Below are 20,281 nucleotides of genomic sequence, written 5' to 3'. Positions count from 1 at the left end.
GATCGCACTATATTTTTCTGCTTCTATTTCTATTGTTCCTTACATAGAGTATCGCCATCGCTGCCGCTGCAATTCCCCAGGATATTGGATAAGATAATGCTACTTTATCCGGGGAAGGATTCTTTGCCATAAGCGCAAATAATGCAACGATCCGGAAGCCGCAGAAACTGATCACCGTTACGATCATTGGCAGAAAGGCCTTTCCAAAGCCTCTTAAATTACTGCTGAAGCATTCAAGAACGGTGTAAAAAAAGTAAAATGGAAAGGTTACTTTTACGATTTCTAATGTCTGCGCTGCTACTGCAGCATCTTTTGTAAATACATTTAAAATCACCGGCATCGCTATGATAAGCAGTATACAGGCAGCAAATGTAATGAGCGATCCTCCAAAAATACAAAGTCTGTTACCCTTTTTGATTCTTTCCCAGTTGCCGGCTCCATAGTTTTGTCCAATAAAGGAAACAACCGCCTGTCCAAGTGCGACAATTGGCAGGTAGACAATTAACTCCACTCTGAAATAGACTGTAAACGATGCTACTGAAGTAACACCTAATGTATTAATCTGTGACTGTATGATAATATTGGACAAGGTGATAATAATTGACTGCACCCCAGCCGGCACACCTACTTTTAGTATATCCGTAAATTCTTTCAGGCTGCAATCTGAAAAACGAATCCGCAGTGCATACGGTTTTTTTAATCGATATAAATGGATCATGACTCCGATAGCCGCAAATGTCTGGGAAAATAACGTTGCAAACGCTGTTCCTTCTACTCCCATATGAAAAACATATAAAAATATAAAATCCGCAAAAACATTGATGATCCCGCCAAAAAACTGATATAGCATCGGTGTTCTGGAATCGCCCAGTGCTCTTAGTACACCGCTTAAAAGATTATAACTGACTACAGATATCATACTGGCCATATAGATACGGAGGTATCGTACTGCGAGTGGAAAAATACTCTCCGGCGTACCCATCCAGGTTAAAAATACCGGAGATAAGACCAGACCGATCACTGTTAAAAAGAAGCCTCCGATTATTCCCGTCCAAAAGATCGTCTGTATCAGTTTCTTTAATTGTTCAAAGCGTCTTGCTCCATAATGTCTTGCCGCAAAGACATTCGTCCCTACAGCCATTCCGTTAAAAAATCCGATCATACAGGTTACGATCAGACCACTGGCTCCAATCGCCGCCGATGCTTTCGTCCCAAGAAGCTGTCCAACAAAAATAAGATCTACTGTACTGTAAAGCTGCTGAATAAGACTCGAACCCAAAAGGGGAAGAGCAAATAAAAGTATGCCCTTCCCTACGCTGCCTTTAGTTAAAGTATGGCTGTTATTTTTCAAATCATATCCTCCCACATCTCACGAGAATGAATTCCGGCATGATCGTCATAATGTTCTTTACGATGTTTATGAAGTTCATCATGTGTATGCTGGTGTGTATTTCCCATATCATCAATACAGATATCATAATGTCCATATGCAATTAATGGAGAATTCTCCGGAACAGAATAAGAAATTGTCTGATACAGAATGATTGCGTCTTCTTTTAAACGAAATTCTTCGATGACATTTCCAAAATAATCTTTTAATTCTCCTAAAAGCTCACCGGCTTTCACAATCTGGCCTGCCTTCTTTTTCGGGAACCAGCAGCCCGCCTTTTCTGAATCAACATAATGTGCATGATTCATATGTTTTGGTACACGCATCTGCATTTCTGCTAACGTTGGTCTTGTCTTTAACATACCGATACGGCGAAGAATATTCTTTACATCTTTCTGTGAGGCGGCTACTTCCTCTTCTGACCACATACCATTACATCCACGCTCAATCAGTACCGATGGAATTCCCAACGTTCCGGCATAATTATATGCTCCACCTTTTCCACTTTGTGACTTCACATAAAATGGCATATCTGCTGCCTGTGCCATTCTTTCTGCTTCCGCTACGGTCTCCTCCGGAGCGTTACCGACACAATAAATAAATGGTGTTAAATCCTCAAACCAATCTCCATTATGTACATCGATATAATAATCTATTTTTGAAAAAATCTCTTTTTCTATAAAATATGCCAGCTTATCCGTATACGTTCCATTCGCATCCCCCGGAAATACCCGGTTGAGATTCTTTCCGTCTTCTGCAGAAACACTGACCGTTCTTGCTTTAAATCCATTTACATTGACAATATGAAGCAGGATAAGAATTCCTTTAATGTCTTTAGGCTGAAGCTTTGCTGCCAGTCCTGTGACACACTCAATTCCTACATATTCTGCATTGTGAATTCCTCCGTCTACTAAAACCGTATGTCCCTCTTCCTGTCCATAGATTAATGTTACGGGTAATTCATCCTCTGTAAAAGGCAGCTTTAAAAATCCACATACCTTTTCACCCTTTTCTACATAAAGATTGCCTAACTGAAATCCCATAAACTTCTACATAACCTCCTTTAACAATACTGTATCTCAAAATGATTCCCATCCATAAAGAGTATTCCGTATATTCAAACAAAAAGTACTCCTAAATTGCCTCTTCTCCTATAGGATGGCTGCTTTTTATGATAAGAAAAAGAGACCTATACTCACTATAAGTCTCTTCATCTATCGTATTCTAAATTTTCAATCATAAATCACCTAATAAATTTGAAATAGATTGGAATCCCAATTCCATCGCAAATCATATAGTCGATTTATGTGCGAGATATACAGCTCTCTTAAAATTCCGTAAGATGAGTTGACTAAACATATAAGCAGTTCTCCTGACTTGGTTCTCCATCGGTACATCCTTCCCAAAATATAATATCTCAGTGGCTTATTGTACAGACTCCCCTTACAGTGACGGATTCGCTCCGGACTCTCACCGGATTCTCTTTTCATCCCTTCGGAACTTATATGCTGTGTATCTAATTCTCATCTATTGTAACATAGGCTTTTTCAGCTGGCAACTGTATCTTAGGGTAAAAGTTAGTTATTACTTACCTTAATTAGTTCTATAAATTTATCATGAATTCTGTCATTTCCAGTTAATTCCGGATGAAATGAGAATGCTAACTGATTTTTGTAAGCAACTCCCACAATTTTTTCCTCTACTTGTGCAAGGATTTCCACATTTTTTTCGACAGATTCAATATACGGAGCGCGGATAAATTCCATAGGAAATGTTCCGATTCCTTTAATCTCTCCCTCATAATAGAAGCTTCCAAGCTGCCTTCCGTATGCATTTCTCTTTACAGTAACCGGTAACGTAGCAAAGCAGCGATTCTCATCGTTTGAAATATTCTGTGCCAGTAAAATAAGACCGGCACAGGTAGCCAAAACCGGAAGACCTTCTTCTATTTTTTTCTTTAAAGGTTCAAACATAGAAAGTTCTTTTAAAAGTCTGCTCTGTACGGTACTTTCTCCGCCCGGCAGAACAAGGCCATCAAAATCCTGTTCTAAATCTTCTGCCTTTCTAAGCTCTACTGTCTCCACACCAAGTCTTTCTAATGCTTTTTCATGTTCTATAAAGGCCCCCTGGACCGCAAGTACCGCAACCTTCATTTTGTTTTCCTCTCTTTATTTTCCTCTCTCTGCCATTAATAACTGAATCTCACTCTCGTTAATGCCGACCATCGCTTCTCCTAAATCAGCAGAAAGCTCTGCAAGCATTTTGGCATCTTTATAATTTGTAACCGCTTTTACAATCGCATCTGCTCTCTTCTTTGGATTACCGGATTTAAAAATACCAGAACCAACGAATACTCCCTCTGCACCAAGCTGCATCATCAATGCCGCATCTGCCGGAGTTGCAACTCCACCGGCTGCGAAATTAACGACTGGGAGTCTTCCGGTATCGTGTACTTTTAACACTAATTCATAAGGAACTCTTAACTCTTTTGCTACTTCAAAAAGTTCATCCTGTCTCATAGAAGTAATGCGTGCAATCTCACGATTCATCATACGCATATGACGTACTGCCTGTACAACATCACCAGTTCCAGGCTCTCCTTTTGTACGGATCATAGAAGCACCTTCATTGATTCTTCTGAGTGCTTCTCCTAAATCTTTTGCTCCACATACAAATGGCACTTTAAACTGTTTTTTATCAATATGATAAACATCATCTGCCGGAGAAAGAACTTCACTCTCATCAATATAATCAATCTCGATTGCTTCAAGAATCTGTGCCTCTGCAAAATGTCCAATACGGCACTTTGCCATAACCGGAATAGAAACTGCTTCCTGAATGCCGCGGATCATCTTTGGATCGCTCATTCTTGAAACTCCACCGGCTGCACGAATATCCGCTGGAATTCTCTCTAACGCCATAACAGCACATGCACCAGCTTCTTCTGCAATCTTTGCCTGCTCCGGAGTAGTAACATCCATGATGACACCACCTTTTAACATCTGAGCAAGTTCTTTATTTAATTCATATTGTTTTTCTGCATTATTATTCATGATAAACTCCTTTCATTTTCCCGATAAAATATTGCCTTTTTCATTTGCATCTGCCCGTATAGTACAGCAAAAATGACCATATTGAAATATCCAATTTAGATATAGTCAATATGGTCACTTTGTTTCTTTTTGGAGTTTATTTTGCTTTTTATTCGCTTTTCCTATCGGTTTAATATAGTCAGTTTAAAATGTCACTGTAATTGTAGTCCCTTTTCCAACTTCGCTTTGAAGATCGAGTTTTGCATCATGAAGTGCAACGATATGTTTTACGATGGCAAGCCCTAAACCGGTTCCTCCAGTCTGTTTTGAACGGCTTTTATCTACGCGGTAGAATCGTTCAAAAATTCTTTTCTGATGTTCTTTTGGAATACCGATTCCAGTATCTTCTACTCTCAAATATGAATGACCTTGTTCACTGTCTACTCTGACCTTTACTGTTCCGTTCTTTTTATTATAGCGAATGGCATTGGCACAAAGATTATTGATCAGCTCGTTTATCATCTCCCGATTTGCAGTGATTTCCTGCGGACCACCTTCATATGTAATAGTCACATCATTTTTTTCCGCATAAATCTGCATATTTTCTACACAGAGTGCTGCTTCTTCAAAAAGGTCAAACTTTTCTACAATGAGCTGGGTATTCGCACTATCTAATTCAGAAAGACGGATAATATCATTGATGAGCGAAAGGAGACGGCGGGCGCTTTTTTCGATTTTCTGGCAGAAAGTTCCAATTTCTTCTGAAGGAACCATGCCATTTTCCATAAGTTCCGCATAACCGGATATCGCGGTAAGTGGCGTTTTTAATTCATGGGACACATTTGCCGTAAAGTCCTGCCGCATTCTGGCACTTTTTAAAATATCCGTATGTTGTGCCCGAATCGTTGCCGCAAATGGCTCTAATTCCTTATAAGCTGGAATAACAGAAAAATCGTCTAAATCTACTGCCATCTGCTCGATTGGTTTTATAATGTTTTTCGTCATAATGTGTGCCAGAATAATACATAAAATCATCATAATAAGAATCGTAGCCGCTACGATGGGAAGTATCTTTCCGCATACGCTCCATATATTGCTTGCTTCTCTGGCTACTCGAAGTATCGAACCATCATTTAACTTTATGGCATAATAAAAAGTATTTGTATCCATCGTCGCAGATTTCCGGACGGCATTTCCATCTCCATCTTTAAATGCATGTTTCACTTCAGGACGACTCATATGGTTATCCATTGTTCCTACATCTGCATCATTATCATAAAGGACTGTTCCTGTTGCAGAGATCCATGTAACTCGAAGTTTCCTGTAATCCATATGTAATGCATTTTCATTTCCAGAATGAAAAATTCCTGTATTTTTCAATACAATGGCATTGGCTCTTAAGTCATCCTGCACCTGTGTCTGAAATAAATCATAAAATACAAACAGCATGACCAGCATAGTAGCAACAATCGCAATGAGCGAAATACTTACCAGTTGTACATTAATCTTTCTTCTCATGATACTTCCCCTGTTTCTTTTTTATTCCATTACATATCCGACATTACGCACTGTCTTGATATGTTTACTGCTATCGCCCAGCTTTTTACGAAGAGTCTTGATATGCATATCAACGGTTCGGGATTCCCCTTCAAATTCTGTATCCCATACACGTTCCATAATCATTTCTCTTGACAAAACGATTCCCGCATTACGCATGAGCAGTTTTAAAAGTTCATATTCTTTATAAGTAAGCTCAATTCCTTTATTGTCTACATAAACCATATGACGCTCATTATCAAGGAAGATTTCTCCAATCGTCATATATTTGTCATCCGGCTGTTCTACAGTACGGCGAAGAACGGCCTTTATTCTTGTAATAAATTCAATAATGGAAAATGGTTTTTTTATGTAATCGTCTGCTCCGATATCTAATCCCTTTACCATATCAATTTCCGATGTCTTTGCAGTTACCATAATAATCGGCAGCTTTTTTGTTGCTGGATTTTTACGAAGCTTTTTTACAATTTCATATCCATTTTCATCTGGCAGCATAATATCAAGAATTGCCAGATCAGGAAGTTTTTCTTCTATTTTTTTATAAAAATGTTTGGCATCTTCAAACTGTTCCACGTTATGACCGCTGTTTTTTAATGCGATTGCTTCTATTTCCTGAATGTTTGTATCATCTTCTACTATATAAATATTTGCCATTCTTATTTTCCTCCATAATTATTTTCCACTATCTTTTCTTGCCTCCATCTTTTCTGTCTTTGCTATCTTTTCTTTCTTGCCAGTATGTTTACTTTCCGGTAAAGCATACCTTTCACTAAGCTCCATATATTCATGTTGAAATTCTTCGCTGTTTTCTTCTTTTAGTATATCAAGATATTCATGGGTGTCAAACCCACCCTCGTCAACCTGTAACAGGCATACTGCAATATTGGAACAATGGTCAGCGGCACGTTCAAAGTTTGTGGAAATATCCGACAAAATAAATCCAAGTTCAATCGTACATGTTCCGGTGCGAAGCCTGTTGATATGTCTTTGCTTTTCTTCTTTATTTAAGGCATCTACAACCTGTTCTAATGGTTCTACTTCTTTTGCCAGTTCCACATCGCCTGTCTCAAACGCCATCACTGCTCTGTCTAAAATATCTCGGATTGCATTAGAAAATACACGAAGTTCCTGTTTTGCTTTTTCAGAAAATTTCAGGTCCTTCTTATGCATTTCCACTGCGGCATCTCTGATATTTACGGCATGATCAGAAATCCGCTCAAAGTCACCGATACAGTGAAGCAGTACGGATAAAACCCGGCTGTCTTTTATCGAAAGCTCCCGCCCACTTAATTTTACAAGATAGGTACCAAGCGCATCTTCATACTGATCAATCTGATTTTCTAATTTTTCTACTCTGTCTGCCGTCTTGTCACTGTATTCTCCAAGCAGATCAATCGCAAGATTCATTGCTTTTTGTGATTTTCTTGCCATATTAATCGCAACACTACGACATTCTTCCATCGCAAATCCCGGTTTATCTAAGAAACGCTCGTCCAATCTGGCAAGATCTGGATTGATTTTTTCTTCTTCCATCTCTTCCATTTCAGATTCTTTATCCGGAATCACAAAAATTGCCATTTTTTCAAGCAGATTTGCAAATGGGAATAAAAGAATGGTTGCGCCGATATTAAATAAACTGTGGATAACTGCAATACCTGCCGGACTTGCAGCAGTATTTAAAAACTGAAAATGAACAAATACATTTAAAGTATAAAAAACAACCATAAAGATTATTGTTCCGGTAATATTAAAGAAAAGATGTACTGCGGCTGTTCTTTTTGCATTTTTACTTGTACCAATACTGGAAATAATCGCTGTTATACAAGTACCGATGTTTTGTCCCATAATAATTGGAAGAGCTGTACTGAAATTAACCGCTCCTGTGGCACAAAGTGCCTGTAAAATACCGACAGACGCAGAGGAACTCTGAATTACTGCCGTAAGAATCGTACCTGCTAACAGTCCAAGAAGTGGATTAGAAAACGTAGTAAGAATACCGGTAAACTTTTCATTATCTGCAAGAGGTGCTACTGCTCCGCTCATAGCTTCCATTCCATACATTAAAATGGCAAATCCAATAAAAATACTACCGATATCCTTCTTTTTCTCGTTTTTTGTGAACATGATAAGCCCTACACCTATCACAGCTAAGATAGGAGAAAATGAGGACGGCTTCAACATCTGTAATACAAAGCTACTTCCCTGAATCCCTGTAAGACTTAAGAGCCAGGATGTAATTGTCGTACCTATATTTGCTCCCATAATGATACCGACAGCCTGGTTCAGTTTCATGATTCCTGAATTTACAAAACCTACTACCATTACTGTCGTTGCAGATGAAGACTGGATTACTGCAGTAACGCCGGCTCCTAATAAAACTGCCATAATTCTTTTTGAAGTCAGTTTCTCAAGAAGACGTTCCATACGGCCGCCGGATAACTTTGAAAGTCCTGCACCCATTGCGTCCATACCATAAAGGAATAACGCCAGTCCCCCTATCATAGATAAAATACCAAAAATATTCATATTCTCTCCTCCGTTTTACATTTTACTTTTCTAATACGTAGTTTTTACGTTATCATATGTATGTAAAATCCAAAGAGAGAACTATGTAAAGTTTATGTAAAATTATTTCTTTTTTCGACATCCTATTAGAAACATAGATTCTAACAGGACGTATTACCAAATTATTGCTTTTATTATGCTACAATCTGTCCGGTAATAGAAAAGATAACCCATTCTGCAATATTTGTTGCATGATCTCCGATTCGCTCGAAATACTTTGTAACCATTAAAAGATCTACTGCCTGTTCCCCTTCATCAGCATGAACTCTAATCAGTGCAATCAGTTCTTTTTTTACTTTTTCAAAAAGGTCATCAACAACATCATCATGTGCAATGACTTTTTGTGCTTTATCTAGATCCTTTTCTACAAAGGCTTCCAGACTCTGAATCAGCATAACCATCGTCTCTTTTGCCATCTCTTCAATATGATCTAACTTTTTCACGTATGGTTTTTTAGAAAGAACTATCGCCAGTTCAGAAATATCTGTTGCATGATCTCCAATTCGTTCCATATCGGTTACCATTTTTAATGCAGAAGAAATATTTCTTAAATCTCTTGCTACAGGCTGCTGCTGTAATAAAAGTCTAAGACATAAGTCTTCGATTTTTCTTTCTGTACGGTCAATTTTCTCATCGCCTGCCATCGTTTTTTTTGCAAGTTCTTCATCTTGCTTCATCAATGCTTTTACCGCATTTCCAATAGATGCTTCGATCATATTTCCCATATTGATCATTTCTTCATTAAGTTGTTCTAACTGTTCATCAAAGCGGATACGCATATCAACCAAACCTCCCTGTAATATAATCCTCTGTACGTTTATCTTTTGGCATAGAGAATAATTCATCTGTCTTTCCTGTCTCAATAATTTCTCCTAACAGGAAGAATACTGTTTTGTCGGAAATTCGTGTTGCCTGCTGCATATTATGAGTTACCATTACGATCGTGTAATCCTTCTTTAATTCCTGTGCAAGCTCTTCGATTTTAATCGTAGATATCGGGTCAAGCGCGGAGGTCGGCTCATCCATAAGCAATACTTCTGGTTTTACTGCCAGCGCTCTTGCGATACAAAGTCTCTGCTGCTGTCCTCCAGATAGACCTAATGCACTCTTTTTCAAGCGGTCTTTTAATTCATCCCAGATAGCTGCTCCTCTTAATGCCTCTTCTACAATCTGGTCAAGCTTTGCTTTACTGCGGATACCATGTGTTCTTGGTCCGTAAGCTACGTTATCATATACACTCATTGGGAAAGGATTTGGTTTCTGGAATACCATACCTACTCTTTTTCTAAGAAGATTCACATCTAAATCTCTGTAGATATCTGTTTCATCTAAAGTTACCTGACCGGTAATCTTACATCCTTCCACTAAATCATTCATACGGTTTAATGATTTTAATAATGTAGATTTACCACAACCGGATGGTCCGATAAATGCGGTAATCTCTTTTTCCTGTATATTTAAAGATATATCCTTTAATGCGTGAAACTGACCATAATACAGGTTCAGGTCATCAATCATCATTTTATTTGCCAAGATATTGTCCTGCCTTTCTATAAATTACTGTGCTTTTGTAATCTTCTTTGCGATAAAGGAAGATAAAGCATTGATCGCAATAACAAGTATCAGTAATATTACCGCTGTTGCATATGCCTGATTTACATGTAAACCTTCATTTGCAAGTAAATACATATGCACTGCTAACGTTCTTCCTGAAGAAAATACACTGCTTGGAATTTTCGCTACGCTTCCTGCAGTATAAATCAATGCGGCTGTTTCTCCTACGATTCGTCCGGTTGCAAGGATAACACCGGAAAGGATTCCCGGTACTGCTGCCGGAAGAACAATTTTAAAAATCGTACGAAGCTTTCCTGCCCCAAGTCCAAAACTTCCTTCACGATAAGAATCTGGTACAGACAATAATGCTTCTTCTGTTGTTCTTAAAATAACTGGAAGAATCATGATCGCTAATGTAAATGCACCTGCAAGAATTGAGAATTTCCATTTTAATGCCGTTACGAAAAATAACATACCGAATAATCCATATACGATTGACGGAATACCTGTTAATGTTTCTGCGGTTACACGAATAACTTTTACTAATTTATTTCCTTTTTTAGCATACTCTACTAAATAAATTGCGGATCCGATTCCAAAAGGAACGGCAAGTAAAAGAGAAATCGCTGCCATAATTACCGTATTGATCGCTGCCGGAATTACAGAACAGTTTTCCGAAGTGTAATTCCATGAAAATAAATCAGCGTTGATATACGGAATACCATTTACAAGAATATATAAAATCAAAAATATAAGTGCCGCAATCGTTGTTACTGCGGATAAAACAACCAGCAACATAACGAGCAAAGAACCTGGTGTTCTTTTGTAAGATTTTAATCTGTCACTTAATGACAGACGATTCATAGGAGCTTCGTTTATCATTGTGGCTGCTTTCGCTGTCTGCTGCATCGTTCCCATCTTATTTACTCATCTCCTGTCTTACTCTTTATTGGAACGCATTTTTACAATAGAAAATGCAAGGTTGATTACAAGGATAAATACAAATAATACAACGCCTGTGGCGATTAAGGCTTCTCTGTGAAGACCTTCTGCATATCCCATCTCCATTACGATATTTGCTGTCAGTGTACGAACACCTTTTAAAATACCGCTTGGAACTCTTGCCTGGTTACCAGCTACCATGATAACTGCCATCGTCTCACCAATCGCACGACCTACACCAAGAATGATTCCTGCAAAAATTCCTGACTTTGCTGCCGGTAACACAGCTCTGAAAATACTTCTCTCATGTGTTGCCCCCAGTGCCAGAGAACCTTCATAATAACTTCCCGGTACTGCACGAATTGCACTTTCAGATACACCAATGATTGTCGGGAGAATCATAATTCCCAACAGAATGGATGCGGCTAAAATACTGCTTCCTGTTCCACCAAAGTTATAACGGATTGTTGGCACGATCATCACCATACCAAAGAAACCATATACTACAGATGGAATACCTGCCAAAAGCTCTACTGCCGGTTTTACAACCTTATAAATCTTTTCCGGACAATACCATGCCAGAAAAACTGCGGTAAGTAATCCAATCGGAACACCGATGATAATCGCTCCTGCTGTAACATAAATACTTCCAAGAATCATTGGGAAGATACCATAAATATCATTTCCTGGCTTCCAGGTTGTACCAAGAAGAAAATCGGCAAAGCCGATTTTCTTCATTGCAGGTATTCCGTTTGCAAAAAGGAATACACATATTAATGCTACAGCGAGAATGGAGACACAGGCAGCGAGCAGAAAAACGATTTCCATTATTTTTTCTTTAGATTTTGCCATGTCTGTTCTCTCCTTTATTTACTAACGTCACTCCATGATGTTGTCTCACCAGTGAAGACAGATTTTACCTGATCTGTAGATAATTCATCTACGGAATTGTCATTGTTTACGATAACTGCAATACCATCTTTTGCGATTGTCTTACCTTCTACACCCTGTGATGTTTCATCATCTTTTAAATCTCTAGATGCCATACCGATATCATAAGAACCTTCTACTGTAGAAGAAACACCTGTTGTACTATCTGTTGTCTGTACTTCTACCTGAATGTCTTTATTTGCTTTACTGTAAGCCTCTACTAATTTTTCCATAACAGGAGATACAGAAGAAGAACCACCTACAACAACTTTTCCTTTTGCACCAGTTGCTTTATAAGAAGCTGCTGCCTCATCAACAGGAATGTATCCGTTATCCTGTACAATCTTCTGTCCTTCTGCACTCATGATATAACTTACGAAATCATTTGCTGCATCACTTGCTTTTTTACCTAATACAATGTTGAAAGGTCTTACTACTTTGTAGCTGCCATTCTTTACATTATCTACAGAAGCTTCTGCACCATCAATCTTTACAGCCTTTACAGTATCATTTAAAGAGCCAAGAGAAATGTAACCGATTGCATTCGCATCATTTGCTACAGAAGACATCATTACGGAAGTACTGTTTGTAATACTTGCCTCATCTGTTGTCTTATCTACCTTCTCTCCGTTCTCTTCTTCTTCAATACCGAACAGTTCGATAAAAGCTCCTCTTGTTCCTGAACCATCTTCTCTTGACATTACAGTAATTGCTGCATCGGAACTTCCTCCTGCTGCATTACCACCTTTGTTTCCACATCCTACAAGAGTAGTTACTGCCATCGCTGCGATCAATGCGAAGCTGATAAATTTCTTCATGATTGTAATCCTTCTTTCTTACTTTCTTTTATTTTTTCTTTCTTAAGCTTGCTTCCCTCAAGCTTCCTCTAAAGGATACGGGACTCATGTAAAGTTCAAAACCATAGTTTTGTAAAATAAAAGTAAAAATTTGTAGATTTAATATAGACGAAAAAAGAAATAAGACCCTATCCCATCTGCTCTGTCGTCGCTGTATTTAAGATGCTCGTCCGCATCTTAAACACGCTCCCAAGCCGCATCTGGGATAGGGTCTTATTTCTTTTTTCTGACTGCTCTAAATCCACAATTGGTGAGAATGGGAATTCTCCAGAAGGTTATGAATTCTTGAGAAATTAAAGTCTATAGGATTGACACATTTCTTCTGGATGTTTCCGTTTGAATAGAAATCGTAGACTTTTGAAGTTCCCTCAAATCTCTCCAAAAACAACTTCTGACCTTCCTCCAACCGCCAAAGACAGATTCCCATAAACTAACCTTAATTTTATAGAATAAAAAATTCTGTACTGATACTATAACATATTCCTTATAATATACCATATCTGTTTTACAATTTACTTATTATAATAATTATAACAAAAAAATATAAAAATCATATTTTTTCAGACAGACAAAATATAAAAATTGTTGTATAATTAATACGGCTTATGACAGGCAATGAATGTATCGAAACATTTGTTCCTAATAATAAGCATTCTACATATTCTTTTTGCATCCGTATGTGCACTACATAATATTTAAATTTAACCAGGAGATGATTTTATGCACATCAGTTTACTTCTTATGAATCAGATTATCCAGCTTTTTATTATGATCTTTATGGGTTTGATCATTGTAAAAGCGAATCTTCTAAAAGCAGAGGATAGTAAAATATTATCTGTTATTGTTCTTTATCTTATTATCCCTTGCGTGATCATCAATGCTTTTCAAGTGAATTATACTAAAGACACTGTACAGGGATTATTAATCACCTTGGCAGCTTCTGTCCTGACACAAATTATTCTTCTTATTGTTATCTCTGTCTCAGGAAAGTTTCTACATTTAAATGAAGTAGAAATTGCTTCCATTTACTACTCTAATTCCGGTAATCTGATCGTGCCAATCGTGACGTTTATTTTAGGAAAAGAATGGGTTCTTTATGGATGTGTTTTTATGAGTGTACAGCTTGTATTTATATGGACGCACTGCAAGAAGATTATCAGCCGGGAATCCACTTATGACTGGAGAAAGATTGTATTAAATATTAATATGATCTCTATTGCAATTGGCATCATACTTTTCTTAACCAGAATTCATTTGCCAGCAAATATCAATAATACGTTAAGTGCTGTTGGCTCCATGATCGGACCGGCAAGCATGATTGTAACCGGCATGCTTTTTGCCGGCATGGATCTCAAACAGATTTTTGCAAATAAACGAGTATATTTCATTTCGTTTTTACGCTTAATCATCGTCCCTGTAATCGCACTTTTTCTTATCAAATGCAGCCAGCTTTCCACATTTTCTTCAAATGGAAATAAGCTTATGCTGATTGTCTTTCTTGCAATTATCACACCATCTGCTTCTACCGTAACACAGATGTGTCAGGTCTATGGAAATGACTCACAGTACGCCAGTGCGATTAATGTTGTGACTACCCTGCTTGCTATTATTACAATGCCTCTTATGGTAATGTTATTTCAGATTGCTATATAATTTTTTACTTTATCGGAATCTAACAATGGATACACTCATATTGACATTAATATCTCTCACAACTCAGAAGCTAATTCACTTTCCAGTTTTCAAAAATATCCGAGGACTCTTTTAAAAAGTCGTAGGATATTTTTATTTCGCTATCTGTTTCTGTTTTATCTTCTTCCAGAATCGGTCACGGATTACATACTCCTATGATAAATGGTGTTTTTCTTCCGCCTGATATTTTTTTATGGAGAAATGAAGTCTGTATTTTATGCATCTTACTGATTTTTTGTAGCTTACTGGAATGATTTTTCAAACAGCCTCTAAGCCCTTGGAAAATCCCAAGCATATTTACTCCCATAATTATCATAATGATTCCTGCAAATAACTTTAAACTTCCCTGTAGTGACATCCTCCCCCACCTGTAGAGGTTGGGGCTTCCCATCCTCGGCAAGTTTGGTTCTCGTTCGATAGTACTACCGTGCTAAGCATAAGCGAGCTATCCCCGTGTGTCCCACGGTTTATATTAGGTTATTATGTTGTGGTCATACATTTACTATCCGCATTCCTTCATTTCTGATATTTATAGCCGCATTTACATCTCTGTCGTGATGGGTTCCACACTGTGGACAATCCCACTCTCTTATCGCAAGATTTTTCGTTTTAACATTCTTATAACCACAAACAGAACAGGTCTGGCTGCTTGCAAAAAATCTCCCCACCTTCACAAGCTTTTTCCCCTGTTCCTCCAGTTTGTATTTCAAAAATGTTGTGAACATTCCCCAGCCGTTATCCGAAACAGATTTCCCAAAATTTAGCAACCGCGACATTGCTTTCATATCCAAATCTTCTATACATACGCAATCATATGCATTGGTTATCTGCCTTGACTGCTTATGCAGAAAGTCTTTTCGTTGATTGGAAACCTTTTCGTGAAGTTTTGCCACCTTAAGCCTCTGCTTATTGCGATTGTTTGAACCTTTCTGCATTCTGGAAAGCTTACGTTGTTCTCTCGCTAATTTTTTCTCTGCGTTCCTGTAATACCTTGGATAGGCAGGCTCCTTACCGTTGCTGTCACGATATAATTCATGCATGGAAAAATCTAAACCTAAAAACTTTTGCAGCTCCTTTTCCTGTACTTGGTCTTCATACTCAAAAAGAATACTTGCATAGTATTTTTCACTTGGGGTCTGACTTACTGTTACAGATTTCAGTCTGTATTCACTTGGAACAGACCTGTGCTGTTTTAAGCGGACTTGTCCAATCTTAGGTAATTTCAAATATCCATTAGACAAAGTTATGTTCCCATTGATGCAGACTGTGGAATAGCTGTTTTTATTCCGCTTTTTTGATTTGAATCTTGGGAAACCTGTTTTCGGCTGTTTGAAAAAGTTCTGAAATGCCGTATCAAGGTGTCTGAGCGATTGCTGTAATGCAATACTATCTGCTTCCTTTAAAAATCCGTATTCTTCTGTTTTCTTCATTGCAGCCATTTCTTTTGCACAAATGGTATATGTTACATTGGTCTTGTTCTCCTTATACTGCCGGATCTTTCTATCAAGCCAATGATTATACACCATTCTGACACATCCAAAAGTCTTAGCAAACAAAATCTTCTGTTCATCATTGGGATACATTCTGAATTTATATGCTCTGTTTGCCATTCCAACACTTCCTTTTCCTAGAAAAACCGCCTGCGATACTTGACCACAAGCACACGATGCTAGTATAGTAAGAATACTAAATGTACATTATATCTCAATTTATTGTATCTCAATTTTTTATTATCCGACTAAAAATACTATACTATAATTAGGATGCTCTATCAAGTAGGTAGCAGACGCAATTCATCTCCCACCTTAGAGGTCGGAGTCTTCTTGCTAGAAAAGGATAAAAACGAAGATTGCAAACCATCACCAATTCCAGCCAGACCTCCTACCGCACATCGCAATACAATGTCTTTCTGAGTGCTTGCTTTCTTCATGTTCAAAAGTAAAATCTGCAAAATCAAAACTCTTTTAAGAAGAAAAAACTGTTACAATAGACTTTTTCTATCATAACAGTTTTAACCTACTATTTTGATGGGTTTATTATATAAAAAACCTTTTTTGTTGTCAATATTTTTACTACAGTTCACAGAAACTTCATTTGTCACTTCAACATTATTTTTCTCCATCACAAAGTTTCTTTCTGTTATTATCGTTACTTAACTCTAACAGTCATTTTATTAAAGGTTCCGCTCTGTGAATATATATATATTACGCAAGTTCCCTTTTTTTTGCTTTCACTTTACCAGAACTACTTACAGTAGCAATAGATGAATTCGATGATTCAAAACAAATACCTCGGTGTCTCTTTACTTTCAGCTTCTTCTTTTCAGGTAGCTGCTCTGCCTCTATCTTAAAGATCTTTCCACTTTTCAGTTTAACTTTCTTCTTATTAAGTTTCACTTTCTTATAGTTACCAACCTTACCTCCTATCGTTGCTACATGAATAGTCTTCGAAGATGCAATTACTTTCTGTCCTTCTGTCGTTGTTTTATAAGCGACAGCTGTATACTTGTAGTAAGTACCTTTATTCAACTTTGTAATCTTAGCAGATGTTCTGGTTGTACTCACAACTTTTTTAAGCGAATATACTTTTCTAGCAGAATTACATCTATTACCATAGATAATATAACCAGAAGCTCCTTTGACCTTCGTCCATGATAAATTGATATAATTTCTTCCTGTCTTCTTAGCTCTTAACTGAAGAATCTTAAATGTTGAGCCCGCAATATCTCCATCATTTCTGTTTGCTGTAATTTTCTTTTCTACATCATTTACAGAAATCGAATCGTTAACATCTCCTTTGACGTCCTTTTTAGGAATCACTTTCTGGGCAACAATAATTTGTCCACATACAGAACAGTGGGAGCCTTCCGAAAGACCTGTAGTTGTTGTGGTTGCTGGAACAGCAGAATCTTTTACTACTTTATGACCTGTTGCCTTAACTACTGTATCTTCTTTGTTGATTTCTTTTCCAATGTCAGCATCGGCAAAAAGTTTCTTACAACTGGAACATACATAGTATTCCTTATTTCCGTCTTCTGTACATGTTGCTTTCCTTGCTTCTACCTTCATCAACTTATGCACATGAGCTAAAACAGGGATTACTTCTGTCTCTACGTGTGTCTTATCATTCTCACAGACTCTTCTTCGGCTTCCTTCCTCTGTCTCACTTGCTTCTTTTGTCACTTCCCAATCAGACCATTTATGTCCAGTTGCTTTGATTACTCTTACTCTATCTTGATTAATTGTATTACAAACATCACAATGAATACTCTGGCTACCATTCTCTGTACAAGTAGGTTCTTTATCAATTGTATATTTCGACTGCCAATTATGTTGTACTTCCACCTGGACTGTCGTTTGCAGAGCATATTCATCAGCGCTATCTGCAGCATAAATTGTAATTGTTGCATTTCCCGCTTCCTTACCAGTAAGCTTACCATCTTTGGAAACTGTACATACCTTTTCATCAGAAGATACATAATGGACGGAATCAGGCAATAGAACCGCTCGCTTTAGGATACTTACGATAGAACTATTTCCTTTTTCCTTAATCTTGACCAATTCTTGTTCAGGATAAAAATTGTTTACAATATCTGTTGTATATTTAATCGTATTAATCTGATTCCCATTTTTATAAGAAGATTGCATCGCTTCTTCTGATACCTTAGATAAAAATTCTTGTGTCCAGTGTAGCTGACCGTTTGATTCGACAGCTCCAATGCCTATTGCAGTAAAATCTGATGAGAGAATAGGATATTTGTGTTCATCCGACATCCAAGCATCTACAACCTTCTGAGGAGTTTTCTGACCTAATGCACAATTTTCTGTTGTACCGATTGCTGTAAATCCCATAGGTGATTGATGACTAAAATACAGAGCAAGTTCAGAAGCTCTATACATGGCATTATCAAGCAAATCAACATCCATAGTCATCGGCTCAAGATTATTTTCTTTTCTAATCTTATTCACCAACTCAAGAACTTCATAGGCATAATCATAATTATAGTAAAAAGAGGCTTTCGCCTTATGAATTACTTTATATGTATTTTCTCCCATATTTGTCAATTTGTTGTTGAGTAAAGTCAACTTTGTACTATCCGGAAATGCTCTACTGCCTATAGCAGATACTGACTTAGGAATTACAGCTTCTTTAATAATAGACCCTGTAAAGGCTCCTTCATTAATTGTTTTCAAACCTTCTGTAAAAATTACATTTTTTAATTTGGGACAATGAGAAAAGGCATATATTTTAATTGACTCAATATTGGATGGAAACGTAACTTTTGTTAAGTTTGAGCAATATGAGAAAGCATAAGAATTAATATATGTCAATCCACTGCCAAACTCAATAGTTTCGATTGCTGTGCTGCCAAAGGCCCATGTTCCCATAAATGTTACACTGTCAGGAATCTTATCAATCTTAAAAGATGAACAACCAGAAAATGCACTGTTTCCAATAAACCGAACTTTATCACCGAAAGGATACGTTTCAAGAGATTTTGCACCATTAAAAGCCATCTCTCCCAGCACTTCTACATTCTTAGCTCCAGTTACCTGCCCAAGAGCAGTACACTCATAAAAAGCCGCTTTCTGAATCGCTGTAATATTATCAGGTATATAAATCTCTTTTAAAGACGAACACTCAGCAAATACCTGTTCACTTAATTCACTCAGTTTACTTCCAATATTAACCTTATCAATAGAACTACATCCACGAAAAGCTGCATACTCCAGTTGTTCAATATCTGCTGATAAATTAATACCAGATAAATTAGAGCAAAAATAGAAAGCTCTCCTACCAATGCTTTTTACATGTTCAAGATTAATACTTTCAAGCTGTTTACAGCCATAAAATGTATCTGACTCAATATGTGTAATCCCTATAGGTAAAGAAACTTTTTTTAGGTTACTAACTGAAAAAGCCGCTTCCCCAATAGATGTCAGGCCGTTCCCCAATTCAATTTTTTCCAAAGATCCATTCCGAAAAAAACACATTTCTCCAATCGAACGAACACTATCTGCTAATTTAACAGATTGGATACTTGTACTTTTATAAAAAGATGATTTTCCTAAACCTGTAATCCCATCTTCAACGATAACACTTTTGATCTCATTAATATGGGAATACCAGGGAATATCACTAGTATAATCGTAATCCGGTGTATCTCCACTACCACTTATACGAATAGTATATCCAGAATCAGAACTTCCTTCTAACGTCCATGTAATATTCTTCCCTAAAGATCCACTTAATGAATCATCAGCAGCACTGTCCTTAGCAAATGTTTTTACTGAAAACAGAATACCTAAACATATCAGCACAGTTATAAGCCAACTGCACCTGCTAAATAGTTTTTTCATAACTTTCCTCCTCCGTCTAATTATTTTATTATACCATATAAAATACGAATTTGTAGATTTGGTATAGACGAAAAAAGAAATAATACCATATCCCATCTGCTCTGTAGTCGCTGTGTTTAAAATGCTCATTCGCATCTTAAACACGCTCCGAAGCCGCATCTGGGATATGGTATTATTTCTTTTTTCTGACTATCCAAATCTACAGTTGGTGAGAATGGGGATTGCCCAGAAGACTATGGTTTTCATTAGAATGAACATCTCTAGAAGAAGATACTTTCTTACTTGATTGTATAAAAATTACATTTAACTACTCCTACCTCATGGAGAATTTTTCTCTGGTTAGCTCACATAATCTTTTGGAGAATCCCCTTCTCTTTTCAACAGAAATCACTAATTTGCTAT

At 37.3% G+C, this 20,281-nt stretch carries 15 protein-coding genes and 1 riboswitch; of the genes, 1 reads left to right on the top strand and 14 read right to left on the bottom strand.

Annotated features, from left to right (window positions below; translation table 11 throughout):
* Positions 1-7 precede the first annotated feature (7 nt).
* The 12 genes from FYJ25_RS00835 to FYJ25_RS00780 form a co-directional block, all read right to left on the bottom strand.
* Positions 8-1,351: an MATE family efflux transporter gene (locus FYJ25_RS00835; protein WP_154580291.1), complete on the bottom strand. Its 1,344-nt coding sequence runs from the start codon at positions 1,349-1,351 to the stop codon at positions 8-10.
* Positions 1,348-2,433, bottom strand: coding sequence for a M14 family metallopeptidase (locus tag FYJ25_RS00830; protein WP_021907284.1), 1,086 nt, complete (start codon positions 2,431-2,433; stop codon positions 1,348-1,350). The genes FYJ25_RS00835 and FYJ25_RS00830 overlap by 4 nt, the downstream gene beginning before the upstream one ends.
* Positions 2,434-2,735: 302 nt before the next feature.
* A riboswitch (cobalamin riboswitch) is annotated at positions 2,736-2,910 on the bottom strand.
* A gap of 57 nt (positions 2,911-2,967) precedes the next feature.
* Positions 2,968-3,543, bottom strand: a complete 576-nt coding sequence (pdxT, locus tag FYJ25_RS00825; protein WP_096239234.1) for a pyridoxal 5'-phosphate synthase glutaminase subunit PdxT — start codon at positions 3,541-3,543, stop codon at positions 2,968-2,970.
* Positions 3,544-3,558: 15 nt separating this feature from the next.
* Positions 3,559-4,443, bottom strand: coding sequence for a pyridoxal 5'-phosphate synthase lyase subunit PdxS (gene pdxS, locus FYJ25_RS00820; protein WP_021907282.1), 885 nt, complete (start codon positions 4,441-4,443; stop codon positions 3,559-3,561).
* A 183-nt stretch (positions 4,444-4,626) separates the two neighbouring features.
* Entirely contained in the window at positions 4,627-5,940 is a 1,314-nt protein-coding gene (locus FYJ25_RS00815; RefSeq protein WP_096239233.1) for a sensor histidine kinase, read from the bottom strand.
* A gap of 21 nt (positions 5,941-5,961) precedes the next feature.
* A complete protein-coding gene (locus FYJ25_RS00810) occupies positions 5,962-6,633 on the bottom strand; it encodes a response regulator transcription factor (protein ID WP_096239232.1) in 672 nt (223 codons plus the stop codon).
* A gap of 18 nt (positions 6,634-6,651) precedes the next feature.
* On the bottom strand, positions 6,652-8,505 hold the full coding sequence (locus FYJ25_RS00805; RefSeq protein ID WP_096239231.1) for a Na/Pi cotransporter family protein: 1,854 nt from the start codon (positions 8,503-8,505) through the stop codon (positions 6,652-6,654).
* Between the two features lie 173 nt (positions 8,506-8,678).
* Entirely contained in the window at positions 8,679-9,323 is a 645-nt protein-coding gene (phoU, locus tag FYJ25_RS00800) for a phosphate signaling complex protein PhoU (protein ID WP_096239230.1), read from the bottom strand.
* A 1-nt stretch (position 9,324) separates the two neighbouring features.
* A complete protein-coding gene (gene pstB, locus FYJ25_RS00795) occupies positions 9,325-10,065 on the bottom strand; it encodes a phosphate ABC transporter ATP-binding protein PstB (protein WP_216412264.1) in 741 nt (246 codons plus the stop codon).
* 36 nt (positions 10,066-10,101) lie between these two features.
* Positions 10,102-10,962, bottom strand: a complete 861-nt coding sequence (gene pstA, locus FYJ25_RS00790) for a phosphate ABC transporter permease PstA (RefSeq protein WP_154580350.1) — start codon at positions 10,960-10,962, stop codon at positions 10,102-10,104.
* Positions 10,963-11,037: 75 nt separating this feature from the next.
* Positions 11,038-11,892, bottom strand: coding sequence for a phosphate ABC transporter permease subunit PstC (pstC, locus tag FYJ25_RS00785; RefSeq protein WP_147608702.1), 855 nt, complete (start codon positions 11,890-11,892; stop codon positions 11,038-11,040).
* Positions 11,893-11,906: 14 nt separating this feature from the next.
* On the bottom strand, positions 11,907-12,788 hold the full coding sequence (locus tag FYJ25_RS00780; protein ID WP_154580290.1) for a substrate-binding domain-containing protein: 882 nt from the start codon (positions 12,786-12,788) through the stop codon (positions 11,907-11,909).
* Positions 12,789-13,547: 759 nt separating this feature from the next.
* On the opposite strand from FYJ25_RS00780, the gene FYJ25_RS00775 reads away from it, so the two are divergent.
* Positions 13,548-14,480 carry an AEC family transporter gene (locus tag FYJ25_RS00775; RefSeq protein WP_154580289.1) on the top strand — a complete coding sequence of 311 codons (933 nt, stop codon included), beginning with the start codon at positions 13,548-13,550 and terminating at the stop codon, positions 14,478-14,480.
* Positions 14,481-15,010: 530 nt separating this feature from the next.
* Here FYJ25_RS00775 and tnpB read toward each other — a convergent pair.
* On the bottom strand, positions 15,011-16,129 hold the full coding sequence (tnpB, locus tag FYJ25_RS00770; RefSeq protein ID WP_154580288.1) for an IS200/IS605 family element RNA-guided endonuclease TnpB: 1,119 nt from the start codon (positions 16,127-16,129) through the stop codon (positions 15,011-15,013).
* 594 nt (positions 16,130-16,723) lie between these two features.
* Positions 16,724-19,879, bottom strand: a complete 3,156-nt coding sequence (locus FYJ25_RS00765) for a leucine-rich repeat protein (protein ID WP_167513755.1) — start codon at positions 19,877-19,879, stop codon at positions 16,724-16,726.
* Positions 19,880-20,281: the final 402 nt, after the last annotated feature.

This window comes from Anaerobutyricum soehngenii, from assembly GCF_009697165.1.
GTDB lineage: Bacteria > Bacillota > Clostridia > Lachnospirales > Lachnospiraceae > Anaerobutyricum > Anaerobutyricum soehngenii.
Note: the sequence above shows the minus strand (reverse complement) of the source record. Positions and strands in the feature narration are given on the sequence as shown.

What these genes read in the sequence shown, in the direction of transcription:
- pstA (WP_154580350.1), bottom strand. Translation starts at nt 10,962, where the DNA reads ATGAATCGTCTGTCATTAAGTGACAGATTAAAATCTTACAAAAGAACA.
- FYJ25_RS00805 (WP_096239231.1), bottom strand. Translation starts at nt 8,505, where the DNA reads ATGAATATTTTTGGTATTTTATCTATGATAGGGGGACTGGCGTTATTC.
- phoU (WP_096239230.1), bottom strand. Translation starts at nt 9,323, where the DNA reads ATGCGTATCCGCTTTGATGAACAGTTAGAACAACTTAATGAAGAAATG.
- tnpB (WP_154580288.1), bottom strand. Translation starts at nt 16,129, where the DNA reads ATGGCAAACAGAGCATATAAATTCAGAATGTATCCCAATGATGAACAG.
- pdxT (WP_096239234.1), bottom strand. Translation starts at nt 3,543, where the DNA reads ATGAAGGTTGCGGTACTTGCGGTCCAGGGGGCCTTTATAGAACATGAA.
- FYJ25_RS00775 (WP_154580289.1), top strand. Translation starts at nt 13,548, where the DNA reads ATGCACATCAGTTTACTTCTTATGAATCAGATTATCCAGCTTTTTATT.
- pstB (WP_216412264.1), bottom strand. Translation starts at nt 10,065, where the DNA reads ATGATGATTGATGACCTGAACCTGTATTATGGTCAGTTTCACGCATTA.
- pstC (WP_147608702.1), bottom strand. Translation starts at nt 11,892, where the DNA reads ATGGCAAAATCTAAAGAAAAAATAATGGAAATCGTTTTTCTGCTCGCT.
- pdxS (WP_021907282.1), bottom strand. Translation starts at nt 4,443, where the DNA reads ATGAATAATAATGCAGAAAAACAATATGAATTAAATAAAGAACTTGCT.
- FYJ25_RS00810 (WP_096239232.1), bottom strand. Translation starts at nt 6,633, where the DNA reads ATGGCAAATATTTATATAGTAGAAGATGATACAAACATTCAGGAAATA.
- FYJ25_RS00830 (WP_021907284.1), bottom strand. Translation starts at nt 2,433, where the DNA reads ATGGGATTTCAGTTAGGCAATCTTTATGTAGAAAAGGGTGAAAAGGTA.
- FYJ25_RS00780 (WP_154580290.1), bottom strand. Translation starts at nt 12,788, where the DNA reads ATGAAGAAATTTATCAGCTTCGCATTGATCGCAGCGATGGCAGTAACT.
- FYJ25_RS00765 (WP_167513755.1), bottom strand. Translation starts at nt 19,879, where the DNA reads ATGAAAAAACTATTTAGCAGGTGCAGTTGGCTTATAACTGTGCTGATA.
- FYJ25_RS00815 (WP_096239233.1), bottom strand. Translation starts at nt 5,940, where the DNA reads ATGAGAAGAAAGATTAATGTACAACTGGTAAGTATTTCGCTCATTGCG.